The organism is uncultured Sphingorhabdus sp. (genome assembly GCF_937872355.1).
Taxonomy (GTDB): domain Bacteria; phylum Pseudomonadota; class Alphaproteobacteria; order Sphingomonadales; family Sphingomonadaceae; genus Sphingorhabdus_B.
This window is the reverse complement of record NZ_CALMSV010000125.1, coordinates 1-12,797: the sequence shown is the minus strand read 5'-3', so window position 1 is coordinate 12,797 and position 12,797 is coordinate 1. Positions and strand designations below refer to the sequence as shown.

The window sequence follows — 12,797 nt, the reverse complement described above, 5'->3', positions numbered from 1 at the left end:
GCGATTTCAAGCCTTGACCAGATTGGGGAAGCTTTCGCGGAATCGCCCTCGTGAATCAACGACTAGGGCTGCGTGGTCACGAATCATGTCATAGTCAAAACCGTCATGATCGGTCGAGATCAATATGCAGTCAAAATCGGCTATCGATTCCGGGGTCAGATCGACGCTGTCCAGCTCGAAATGATGCTCGCGCATTTCGGGGAAGGTGGCGATGTGCGGGTCTGAATAAGCAACAATCGCTCCGAGCTCCTCCAATTTTTCCATCAGGATGACAGACGGGCTTTCGCGCATGTCGTCGACATTTTTCTTGTAGGCTATGCCTAGAACCAGAATGCGGCTTCCTTTGATCGCTTGCTCTCGCTCATTAAGAGCCAATGCGACTTTGCCTACCACATAATCGGGCATGCCGCTGTTGATCTCACCCGCCAACTCGATGAAGCGGGTGTGGACTCCATATTCGCGCGCTTTCCACGTCAGATAAAATGGATCAATCGGAATACAGTGCCCGCCAAGCCCCGGACCCGGATAATAAGGCACAAAACCAAAGGGCTTGGTTGCCGCAGCCCGGATTACTTCGTGGATGTCCAGTCCGAAACGGTCAGCGACAATTTTCATTTCATTGACCAGGCCGATGTTCACCGCGCGGTGAATATTCTCCAGCAATTTTGTCAGCTCGGCAACCTTGGTGGAACTGACGGGTACAAGCTGGTCTATGACTTTGCCGTACAAAGCGAGACCGACGTCAAGGCATGCAGCTGTGTGGCCGCCGCATACTTTCGGTATAGATTTCGTCGTGAAGCTTGCATTGCCCGGATCTTCGCGTTCTGGTGAATAGACAAGGAAGAAATCCGTGCCAACGCGTAAACCGGCTGATTCCACCCGTGGAAGAAGCTCCTCTTCCGTAGTCCCGGGATAAGTTGTGCTTTCAAGGCTTAGAACCTGACCCGCGCGCAGATGCGGTATCAACGCGTCCGTCGTTCCCGTCACGAATGACAAATCCGGTTCGCGGTGATGACCCAGAGGCGTGGGCACACAGATGATCAATGCATCGCACTCGGAAGCGCGTTCGAAACTTGCTACGGCTTCGAACCCAGAATGTCGCGCCGTCGCCACATCCTCATCGGTAATGTGTTCGATGTAGCTTTCGCCCTGATTGAGTTTTTCAGTCTTACGGGCATCGATATCAAATCCAATGACCTTGTACCCAACTTCATTGAAGCGCAGCACCAGCGGTAGACCTACATATCCAAGACCCACAATACCGATCACAGCATCGCGATGATTAAATTTATCTATTATATTCTGTTTCATAAACCTTTTCCGCAGGATAAGCTGGGTTGTCTGGCGATTGCTTGCCGGTCAACGCGGGTGCCGCGTTACGACACCCCGTTCAAGGCTATACCGGGATTGGTCATGCGGACACACTGTTTCGTCCGTCCCATTCAGCGGCAGGGATAAGCGCTCGCCAAATGCACTCATCCAACCAATCTGGCGTGCCGGCACCCCCACCATCAGGGCGAAGGCGGGGACGTCTTCCGTTACAACGGCTCCTGCACCAATAAAAGCGAACTCGCCTAGGGTGACACCGCAAATGATCGTTGCATTTGCGCCAATAGTGGCCCCTTTGCAGACCCGTGTTTGCAGATATTCCGACTTTCTTTCGATTCGTGCGCGCGGATTTATGACGTTGGTAAAGACGGCGCTAGGGCCGCAAAAAACATCATCTTCGATGATAATATCATCATAAATAGAAACATTGTTCTGGACCTTCACGCCGCTCCCGATCCGCGCCCTGTTGCCGACGAATACATTTTGCCCGATCGTGCATCTCTCACCGATCACCGACCCGGCTGACACATGCGTGAAGTGCCAAATTCGCGTGTCATCGCCTATTTGCGCACCATCGTCGACTACTGCAGAAGGGTGACAGAAGGATGACATTAAACGATCGCCTTTGCCATCGGGTGATATTCGCCGACCAGACCGCGCGGCTGCGCAGTGCGCACCGAACTCGCCAGCACAACACTTGGTCGTGCTATGTCCAGACCAAAGCCGCGCCCTGCCAGAATTTCTTCATAGGATTTGGTGTGCAGGTCGGTAAACCCGTCCGAAAATTCAAACGCTTCTCCATCGACCAAGATATTGCGAAATGTGCGCTTGTTTGTAGCCTTGGCTTCGTCGGGCAAATGATCAGCATTGACCGAAAGGAACCATCGAACATCGGCATTGGCAAATCGCATTGTTCCCGCCGCTGCATCGTCCCGACACACAGTCACGTCACTATCAATCGTGTCCCCAAACACGAAGCTGAGCATGTCGAAAAAATGTATACCAATGTTCGTAGCGATTCCGCCCGCACGCCTGGGATCCGACTTCCAGGATTCAAAATACCAAGCTCCTCTGGATGTCAGATAGGTCAGGTCGACCGCAAACCGATGTCCGGAATTTGCAGCGATGTGACGAGCAACTTTATCCTTGAGCTCAATCACGCTCGGATGCAGGCGTAATTGCAGGATTGTGTATACGCTGCGTCCCGTTTCGGCTTCTACCAACTGCAATGTATCTATGTCGGCCGGGTGGAGCACAAGCGGCTTTTCGCAAATCGCATGGGCACCGTGTCGCAGCGCGAAACGGATATGCGGTGCATGAAGATCATTCGGGGACGCAATGCTAACAAAATCCAGAGCTTCTCCGGACATGCGCGCGTCATCCAAAGACGCTGCAAATTTTTCGAAAACGGTAAAGAATTGCGCCTCGGGAAAGTAACTGTCGATGATACCAACGCTATCATTCACGTCATAGGCAGCGCAAAGCGCGTTGCCGGTATCGCGAATGGCCTGCATGTGACGCGGAGCAATATAACCCGCGGCTCCGATCATCGCGAAACGTTTCATTTAGCATCCATCTTGGTTGAGGTCAGCGAAAGCTCGCTTCGCATAGACAAGGCTAAGTTTGTTGTAAACAATCATTAAAACTTATCGGGGTAGTGCACGGGACAAAAGAGCATATGGGTCGACAATTGACTTCATCGCTCTCACAAACTTTTGTTCACAAGCAGGAATTAAAGCAGAATAGATCTGAGCATTAGCAGGTCCGAGACCATGTTCCGCACTGAAACTTCCTTCCAAAGCATTGACTTCGCGGCAAATCGCCTCGCGTATATATTGGATACTATCCGATTGATCGGACATCGCCGTCGCGTGAGGGCGTACAAGATTAAAGTGCAAGCCACCGTCGCCGCAATGGCCGAAATCGCAAAGTCTGGCCCAGGGCACTTCGGCTGCCAGCCTTGCCTTCCAACGCTCACGAAAGGCGGGTAGCTGTTCGAGCGGAAGACTGACATCGAGCCCAATAACATCACCATCAAGCGCCAAAGCCGCGCTGATAGCGTGCCGCAATCCCCAAGCCTTCTCAGGAGGCGCCACGACAATATCACTTATCGCCAACGCCGCATCATCGAACATAGACGCCAGTTTCGAAAGCAAAAGTGCGTCGAGATCCAGCATATCGGGTTCGACTGAGGTCGAAAGCTCGACTAAAACGGTATAGTTTGGAACACCGAATGCGAACGGTTGGCGAATATCGGCCCGATGGCGAAGGACCGCCTCGATTGCACCTGAACTCATACCTTCGCAGGCTGAGAGCAGTTCGCCGTATGTCATCCGCAGCCTGCCAACCAGCAAAGGCAGGACGTCAAGAGTTTCTAGCGCGATCAACGCGGTTGCCTGCTGCGCTGGGACTGGATCCAAAGCAATTGATGCTGCCGAAACGAACCCGAATGAACCGCCGGCCCCTGCGACGAGGTTCGACCATCCGATATGGCTGTTGTCTTTGCGAACAAGCGGTAAATGTGTGATTAGCGTTGCGTCCGCATCAGCCAGTATAATTTCCGCTCCCAGAAGATGCTGACGCATGCCTCCATAACGGAGCAAACGGCTTCCACCGGTGTTGGTTGACACCATTCCGCCAATTGAGGGATCCGCACCCAAGTCGATCCCCAACATCAAACCGTGCGGCAGTCCCAGTGCATTAACGTCCGACAAACGCAATCCGCTCTCGGCAACGATAATGCCGTCGCAAGCGGAAAAATGCCTGACCGACTTTAGCCGCTGGGTTGAAACGACAACCATCGTGCCGGTGTCGTCAGGTACACTTGCGCCGACTAGCCCGGTTAAGGCGCCTTGCGGGACCAGGGGAAGGCGATCGGCAACGCATTTGCGTACAACCGATCTAAGCTCCTCGACATTCCGCGGTGCAACCACGCAAAATGCGTTTCCCGGCTTACATCGCCATCCTGATTCAAATTCGTTCCATCGATCACGATCAACGACGATTTCGGCACCGAATGCTTTCATCAATATTTTGAGGGGCACAGGTCGGTTTTTCGTCATGGAACTCAGGCCCTGAATTCTAAACCAGGCGGCTCAGTCTTCCTTGTTTCCATAGCCATAGCCATAGCCATAGCCATAGCCGTAACCGGCCTGCTTATGGCGAAGTTTTGTCAGAACCAGGCCCAAAACATGCGCATGCACCGAATGCAGGCGACCAAGCGATGCTTTGATTCCTCGAATTGCCACTCCTTCGGCTTCGGCAACAAAGATGCAGCCTTCCACCGCCCGTGCCAGCAATGGCGCATCAGCAAGCCCGAGGATTGGCGGTGAGTCGATGACAACATGGTCAAAATGCTCAGTCAACTGCCGTACAAGCATAAGCATGCGGTCACTGCTGAGCAATTCCGCAGCGCTGGGAGGAGTGGGACCAGCAGGCATTAGATGAAGACCTTTTACACCGGTTTCGAGAATGAACTGCCTCCAGTCATTTTCACCGGCGAGGAAGTTGCTTACGCCCATCTTGTTCGGCTGTCCGGTGAACTGGTGCATCGACGGCGAACGCATGTCCGCATCAAGCAAAAGAACCTTTTTGCCTGTCCGTCCCAAAACGGTAGCAACGGCAAGGCTGGTCGTGCTCTTGCCTTCGGCAGGCCGCGTGCTCGTTACCATAAGCGAACGCGGCACGCCATGATCGGTAGAGAATGCAAGGTTCGAGCGGATGCTGAGATAAGCTTCAGACAGCACCGACTTTGGATCCCGCAGCAGTTCGAGCGCATCCGCTTCTTCTGCATCCGGCACGCTTCCGAGAAGCGGTACCTGAAGCAAGCGGTTCACCTGGGTAGGATCGCGTAGGCCTTCGTCGACTTGATCAAGCGCGAAGGTCGCCGCCGCTGCGAGGCCAAGACCGGCGAGTAACGCCAATGCGAGGTTTAGCGGGAGGTTGGGCGAGGAAGGTCGCTCCGGAACCTTTGCGGTATCGACGATAGCAATATTATTCGCGCCCACGCCAGCAACGCCGATTTCTTTATAGCGCTGGAGCAGACCGTCATACAATTCGCGGTTAGTATCCGCTTCGCGCTGATAAATATTGTACTGGATGCTGTCACGCTGTTGGCGGTTCATGCGGCTTTTCAGATCTTCAACCTGGCGGCGCAAATCAGCCTCGCGCTGGACTGCGGCGCGATATTCAGTCGATCGGGTAGCGAGGACACGGCTTTCTTCGCGTGCGATACTGCTGTCGAGAGCACGCAACTGTTCTGACAACGCCTTGGCTGCGGGATATCCTGGCTCAAACTGAACCAGCATCTTCGCGTACTCCGCGGCCACTTCAGCGCGCCGTTGTCGCAAATTGCCTATAGCGAGATTGTTCAACGAATCGCTATTTGCACCGCTATTACGTGATTGCGCACTGCTTTCCGCTGCGATCCGGTCCGCTGTGGCCTCAGCAAGGGCACTGTTGAGTGCTTCCAAATCGCTTGAAACTAGCGTACGTTCGACTTCGGTACGGCCATCGGAGCTTTTGCTTTTTCCGAGCGCAACAATACCCTTCGTTTCGGCGTAATTGACGAGATCACGCTCTGACGTCTCGAGCCGGGCGCGCAAATCGGCAAGCCGACCTTCGAGGAACTTGCGCGCATCCGCCGTCGAAGCAAAACGCCGGTCCATGCTCTGGACTATGAACTGTTCGGTCCAAGTATTCGAAATCTGAGCTGACAGTGCGGGAGATGCACTCGTATAGCTTATGTCGACTAGCGCCGAACCGCGGATGGGCGAAATCGATATATGTGTCATCAGCAGGTCGACCGCGAGTTTTTCCCGCTTCTGGCGCTCGCTTTGGCTCAGCGGCTGGCCGGATTTGCTGGCAAACAATGCATTGTCGTCGGGATTGACGCCGTGCGCTTCAAAAAAATCATCTTTGGTCGACAGACGAAGCTGGCGCGATACGCGTTCGGCAAGTGATCGAGCTTGCAGAAGTGAATATTGCGTTTGGTAAAATTCAAGGTCGCGGCCGGCGTCCTGCGATTCCAACCCTTCGATCGAAGTCACCTTTTTCTGATCGCGGCTGATTTCGATGCGCGACGCTGCAGTATATTGCGGCGTCGCAAGCAGAGTCAGGACGAGGCCAATCGCGATTGCGGAAGCCACAATGCCAACAATTACCCACTTCCAGCGAAGGACGACCTGCCAATATTGGACAAGTATGGGAGGGGCGAGCGTTGTAGGCTCTTCTCCCGATGGAATTCCGAACGAACCTGCCGCCTGTCCTGTCGTGAGAGCCGGGGGATTAGATTGCAGCATTTCCGTCCTTGTTCCAAAGCTATATTCTAGTTCTGTGACCGTTTTGAGGCCCTGTTGCGTCCCCGCTATTAGCCGAGCCAGCTAGCTTAAAGAAACCATAACTTCCACCCCTTTTATCGAAGCTGGATGAACTGATTACAACCGCACAACCCGAGTGATGCCTTGCCAAAGTAGCTCCCAGAACTTAGGGGCGGGACTGTATTCCTCCTCCATTCATTCAAGATAAGGTCTGACTTGCCCGCCTACCAATCGACAAGCAAACCATCTGCGCAATTTTGGATTTTAGCAATTTTCCTGCTGATCCTGTTTGTGACTGGTGGCGCGTCACGCATCGATGTTCAGTCGCTAATCATCCTGTATCCATTGTCGGTCATTACCTGCGCTCTGGCCTGCATATCACTGCGGCGTGAGCATCTGGCAGGCCGCAGGCTAATATTGTGTTGGGCTGTTGTGATATTTGCATTGGCGTTACTGCACCTCATTCCCTTGCCCCCAGCACTTTGGCAGTCTCTCGCAGGGCGGCAGGATCTGGTCGCGGTCGAAAAGTTGGTCGGTCTTACAAACATATGGCGCCCATTGACTTTAGCTCCCATGAATGGCTGGCATGCGTTACTTTCTTTGGTTGCGCCGCTTGCGGTGATCCTGCTCGGAATACAACTCAAACGCGAAGATCTGTTTCGTCTCCTTTCGCTGGTGATCGCACTTTCAACGCTATCAGGCCTTCTAGGCCTATTGCAGGTCGTAGGCGATCCGAATAGTTCGCTCTATTTTTACCGAATCACAAATAATGGCGCGGCAGTCGGGCTGTTCGCAAACCGCAACCACGCCGCTACGCTGCTCGCATGTTTGTTCCCGATGCTGGCTGTCTTCGCCGCAACGGCACGGGGTGAGGCAGATGCGGTACGGATGCGCCAGTTGGTCGCGGCCGCGATCGCAATCGTGTTGGTTCCGTTGATTCTGGTGACGGGATCGCGATCTGGACTGGTCGGCGCTGTGTTAGGCCTTGGCGCAGCCGCACTGCTCTACCGCGAGCCCGTTGATATCCGTACTGTCCGACGCGGAAAGCCAAACCGCTTCAAAGTTTTGCCGATACTCGGCGGATTGGGCGTGTTGAGTCTGGCGTTATTGACGTATTTCCTGTCGCGTGCAGAGGCTATCGAACGGCTGTTCTCGGGAACAACGAGCGAGGAAAGCCGGACCGATTTCTGGGCAGTTTCGCTGGACCTGTTCTGGAAATATTTTCCATTGGGATCGGGCTCGGGTTCATTTGTTGAAGCATATCAGATTCTGGAGCCTAACGAACTTTTAAACCCATTCTATCTGAACCGTGCGCACAACGACTGGATCGAGACCGCGGTTACCTTTGGACTGCCTGGGATCCTCGCTTTACTGGTAGCGGCCATTACTTTCGGCATCCGCAGCTATCGCTTATGGTACCATGCTGATGGCGGCAAGCGCTCCGTGGCATTCGGCCGCCTCGCCTCGGTGTTGATTGCAATGATCGCGATTGCCAGCGCATTTGACTATCCGCTTCGCACGCCAACGATGATGGCACTGTTTGCGATCTGCATTTTATGGCTGACTGAGTCAGGGCGTGACCGGACAGCTGCTGCAATCGCAACTATCAAGGAGGTATGATCATGGCGCGCGCACCCAAAGGCGCTAAGATGGTGGCTCGTCTCCGGCATATCGGCCTTATCCGTATATCACTAATCAGTCTTGCAGGAATTGCCGGGGCTTGGTTTGCGCTGATGCTTGCGGTTTCAGGCGTAACCCGGATCAAAGCGCCACAATCCGCGCTCGCTTTCATGCCCAATGAAAGCACTGCACTTGCTTCGCGCGCCGACCAACTTTTCTTTCTGAACCCCAAAAACCCGCCACGCGCAGTAACGAATATGGCGTTAAAGGCTCTGAAAGGACAAGCAATTCACGCCAAGTCGCTCCGCATTCTAGGTTATGCATCGGATGCGCGCGGAGATTCCTCCAAAGCCGAGCGCTTGGTGCGCATGGCCGCCCGGCTTTCACGGCGTGAACCGGGTGCCCAACTCTGGTTGATCGAGGCGTCGGCACGCAACGGTGATGTAGCGCAGACACTTATCCATTATGACATCGCGCTCCGAACCAAACCAGACACGTCGACCATCCTTTTTCCTCGTTTGCTGTCGGCCATCGATGATAAAGATATTCGCACCGCACTACGGCCCTATATTCGCGCCCAAGATAATTGGGCATTGGCCTTCCTAAACCACGCAAACGTCAACAGTAAAAATCTGCCTGTGCTGGTCGACCTGATCGTTGAAACCGGCGGCCTTAAGGATAAAGAGAGTGCGAAGGGACAGGAGCTGGACCTGCTTTCGCGCCTGGTCAGCGAAAGCTTTTTTGAGGATGCCCGCCGGATCTACCTACATATGCCAGGGGCGAGGCCTGCGCGTCTCTCGAGCCCAGCATTTGACGAAAGCGATCGCGACGCGCGTTTCGGTCCCATGGGTTGGCGGATGATAGACGATCCCGATGCAGGCGGCGGTTTCACAGGCAACACGGGAGAAAGGCAGATTTCGCTTTCGATCTTCGCCAATTCGGCAACAACGCGTCCTGTTGCGAACAAGCTGTTGTATTTGAAACCGGGCAAATATCTCTTCACCGCACGGCTTTCAAACCTTGACCGGGGAGATGGTGGTTTCCTTCGCTGGCAGCTTCGCTGTCCCGCGTTCGCTGCAGCACCAATCTGGACAATCGACAGCATCAACAGCACGCTACGTGCATCGTTTAGCATCCCGGCCAACTGCCCAGTGCAGTTTCTCGACCTAATCGCTTCCGGCGGTAAGGGGCAGACCGGACTTGAGGCAACTGTCGCGTCGGTCGCGATCACGCCGGGGAGTTGAGCGCAAGCCATGGACCAAAAACGTATTTTTGTCACCGGCACCGCAGGTTTTATCGGATACCATCTTGCTGACCTGCTGCTTCGTCAGGGCCACTGCGTCGAAGGCTATGACGGCCTTACCGACTATTATGATGTGTCATTAAAGCAGCGACGCCATGCGATGCTCAATCAGTATAAAGGATTTTCCGCTACCGAAGCACCGCTTGAAGACGAGGCGCAGCTACATGCCGCAATAGCCGCGTTCCAACCCGATGTGATCGTACATCTCGCTGCACAGGCGGGCGTGCGATATAGCATCGACAATCCTCGTGCTTATCTTGATTCCAATATTGTCGGAACGTTCAATGTGATGGATGCCGCGCGCTCGATAGGGACTCCGCACCTTCTCATGGCGTCGACCTCGAGCGTTTATGGTGCGAATACTGTAATGCCTTTTACCGAAAAAGAGCGCGTCGCGACACCGCTTACTTTTTATGCTGCAACTAAGTTGGCCAACGAGGCAATGGGTCACAGCTACGCAAATATTTACAATTTGCCCGTTACGATGTTCCGTTTCTTTACGGTTTATGGTCCCTGGGGGCGCCCGGACATGGCCTATTTCAAATTCGTGCGAAACATCATCGATGGCACTCCCATCGACATTTACAATAATGGCGATATGTGGCGCGACTTCACTTATGTTGATGATCTCGTTCTTGGCATTGCTGGTCTTATCGACGCGGTTCCACAGCGACCCGAAAAGCTCGAAAATATTGCAGCGGGCGACAGCCTGAGTCCGGCAGCACCTTTCCGTGTCGTCAATATCGGCAATTCCGAAAAGGTCCGCCTGTTGGACTTCATCGACGCTATTGAAGCCGAAATCGGCAAGAAAGCTATCCGCAATTACATGCCCATGCAACAGGGTGACGTTCCCGCAACCTGGGCCGACGCATCGCTCCTCCAGTCACTAACTGGATATCGCCCTCAGACGCCGATCCGTGAGGGTGTGGCACGGTTCGTGCGCTGGTACCGTGACTATTATGAGTGCTGAACAAAACTCTTTGACGCGGTTTCTGTCCATTTTTGGTTCATGGCCGCAAGATCTGAATTAATTGGCGCATTCGCCGGTTTGCTGCAACCCGGGTTCTAGAGCCTGCGCGACATAAGCTCAGAACAGGTCGCCATTTATCGGCCCATCGAGCAGCGTCGGCACGACCATCCCGCCATCCGCAAGCCGGCCACCAGTTTAGCTGCCTTGCTATGACTATGCGGGAAACTCGACTGCGACCGCTGTTGTGGAATGTAGTGCAAGTGCGGATAATGCCAGCAAAATTGCTGTTCGTATGCAGCTTGGTGGTGATGGACGTGTTGCAGTGTTTTTCATCATGAGTGCTCCCTCCGGCTGGTCGTAGGATTGGTCGAATGGGCAAATCATAACTAGATTTATGGATTTGTCTTCTTCCTAACTCTTTCAGACAGATGTACATTTGTCAGAAGTAAAACAGGCCGGAGCGGTAACTCCGGCCTGTCGGTTGTTGAAGCCAGCGCGAGTTTGTTGAGCACCCTATATTTCGGCTGGCGGAACGGTGATCAGAACTCGCCTGCGATACCAGCCTTTATCGCAGTGTCCTTTCCGCCGGAATGCGAGACACCCACGTTAATTGCAAAGGGTGTGTCGCCTGCAAGACGATGCGAGATAGAGGCCGAGAAAGCCACTTCGCCGCGATAGGTTGCGCCATTGGCGGCATAGCTGGTCTTGCCCGGTTCGGACGGGAAAGGTGCATTGGCCATGGCCGTTGCTGCGGCAATACCCCGTTTCCACTGTTTGCGGTCGAGTGCGCGCAAATCGAACAGTGAGGCCACCTGGTCGTCGATGATAGCCTGTTCTTGCTGGAGAGCGCTGACTTGGGTACCGAGTTGGGTGATGGCGGCAGAGGACTGGGCGCCTTTGCCGAGCGTTCCGTTGCTGTCGATGGTGACAAAGAACTCAGGGCCGGTTTGCGCTGCATCTGATGAAGTCAACAGGCCAGGGGCAGAGTAAATGCTGTCGGTCGTTCCCAGGCGGATCTGGTTGGCTGCAGTGGTAGCAGCGCCAAATCCAATGGCGGTCGCATTGGCATTCGCGGGGTTGGAGTTGCGGCCAATGGCCTTGGCAATGCCCGCGCTGGCGATAGCGCCGGTTCCAATTGCTGTTGCGCCACCGGCATTGGCCTGTGCATTCTGGCCCAACGCAGTTGCTTCAACAAAGTTGGCGCGGCTTTGCTGGCCGACGGCGGTTCCGGCCGCACCTGCGGCTTGAGCATCAAAGCCCACCGCCGTCGAGAAAGACCCTGTCGCCTGTGCCGAACCACCCAGCGCAGTTGCGCGGTTGCCTTGCGCAAAGCTAGCCTGACCAAATGCCGTAGCCGCAAAGCCGATGGCCTGGCTGCCCTGACCCACAGCAGTGGTCACGAAATCGGACGCGCGTGCATTGTGCCCGACCGCGGTTGTGAAATCCGCTGTCGCTTGACTGGTCGCGCCGACTGCTGTGCCGCTTGCCCCGGAAACATTGGAATCCGCCCCCAACGCTGTTGCGTTGTTGGCATTGGCTTCGGCGCGCCCGCCGACCACCGTTATGTTACTTCCTCCCAAAACGTCAGCGCCCGGACTATTGAGTGCGAATCCAGTGCCGGCTCGCGCGGTCGTACCAATCGCAATCGTGTTAGAACCAACCGCTACGGCATTCGCGCCTATTGCTACGGCCGAATTGATTCCGGAACCCAACGGCGTCGCGGTACCACTGAAGCGCGCGATGGCATTGTTGCCGATTGCCGTCGCATTATCGACTGCCGTTGTGTTTACGCCCACGGCAACAGATGCGAATAAAGTATTGGTGGTGCTCGGTCCGCTAGCGTTGGCATTCTGACCGATGGCGATGCCACCTGCCTGGCTAGAGGTCGCATCTGATCCCATCGCAACCGCGCCCGTTGCAGTAGCTGCACTGCTCCAGCCTAATGCAACCGCCGATTCGGCGGATGCTAGTGCCGACTGCCCTACGGCAACGGCATTGAGTGCATTGGAAACTGCACTTTGCCCGACAGCAAGCGAACTTATGCCTGTGGCGTCGGCGTTGTGACCAAGAGCAGTCGCATCAGCTGCCGTTGCGTCTGCGAGGCGGCCAATGGCAGTTGTGCGATCTGCTGTGGCGGTTGAAGAGGACCCAACGGCTGTTGCAAACGCGCCTGGTGGTGAAACATTAAAGCCGCCCGCCAGCGATGGGTCGCCCTTGTTTGAATTGGCCGCCCCCCCCTTATTGGTTGCGGGATCCG

8 protein-coding genes and 1 pseudogene are annotated in these 12,797 nt (G+C 54.8%); 3 read left to right on the top strand and 6 right to left on the bottom strand.

Features of this window, described 5'->3' with window-relative positions; genetic code table 11:
• Positions 1 to 6: 6 nt before the first annotated feature.
• The 5 genes from Q0239_RS07810 to Q0239_RS07790 form a co-directional block, all read right to left on the bottom strand.
• Complete coding sequence (locus tag Q0239_RS07810; protein ID WP_298600790.1) at positions 7 to 1,311, bottom strand: nucleotide sugar dehydrogenase; 1,305 nt, start codon at positions 1,309 to 1,311, stop codon at positions 7 to 9.
• Positions 1,312 to 1,359: 48 nt separating this feature from the next.
• Entirely contained in the window at positions 1,360 to 1,941 is a 582-nt protein-coding gene (locus Q0239_RS07805; protein WP_298600787.1) for an N-acetyltransferase, read from the bottom strand.
• Entirely contained in the window at positions 1,941 to 2,894 is a 954-nt protein-coding gene (locus Q0239_RS07800; protein WP_298600784.1) for a Gfo/Idh/MocA family oxidoreductase, read from the bottom strand. The genes Q0239_RS07805 and Q0239_RS07800 overlap by 1 nt, the downstream gene beginning before the upstream one ends.
• Before the next feature lie 81 nt (positions 2,895 to 2,975).
• Positions 2,976 to 4,355, bottom strand: a complete 1,380-nt coding sequence (locus Q0239_RS07795) for an FAD-binding oxidoreductase (protein ID WP_367276077.1) — start codon at positions 4,353 to 4,355, stop codon at positions 2,976 to 2,978.
• A 69-nt stretch (positions 4,356 to 4,424) separates the two neighbouring features.
• On the bottom strand, positions 4,425 to 6,629 hold the full coding sequence (locus tag Q0239_RS07790) for a polysaccharide biosynthesis tyrosine autokinase (RefSeq protein ID WP_298600781.1): 2,205 nt from the start codon (positions 6,627 to 6,629) through the stop codon (positions 4,425 to 4,427).
• Between the two features lie 591 nt (positions 6,630 to 7,220).
• Here Q0239_RS07790 and Q0239_RS07785 point away from each other — a divergent pair.
• Genes Q0239_RS07785 through Q0239_RS07775 form a run of 3 tightly spaced genes read left to right on the top strand, consistent with a single transcriptional unit; the run spans position 7,221 to position 10,540 of the window.
• Positions 7,221 to 8,267: an O-antigen ligase gene (locus Q0239_RS07785; RefSeq protein WP_298600778.1), complete on the top strand. Its 1,047-nt coding sequence runs from the start codon at positions 7,221 to 7,223 to the stop codon at positions 8,265 to 8,267.
• A 2-nt stretch (positions 8,268 to 8,269) separates the two neighbouring features.
• Positions 8,270 to 9,511, top strand: a complete 1,242-nt coding sequence (locus Q0239_RS07780; RefSeq protein ID WP_298600776.1) for a hypothetical protein — start codon at positions 8,270 to 8,272, stop codon at positions 9,509 to 9,511.
• A gap of 9 nt (positions 9,512 to 9,520) precedes the next feature.
• A complete protein-coding gene (locus Q0239_RS07775; protein WP_298600772.1) occupies positions 9,521 to 10,540 on the top strand; it encodes an NAD-dependent epimerase/dehydratase family protein in 1,020 nt (339 codons plus the stop codon).
• A 539-nt stretch (positions 10,541 to 11,079) separates the two neighbouring features.
• Here Q0239_RS07775 and Q0239_RS07770 read toward each other — a convergent pair.
• Positions 11,080 to 12,797 (bottom strand): annotated as a pseudogene (locus tag Q0239_RS07770) (YadA-like family protein); the annotation flags it as partial.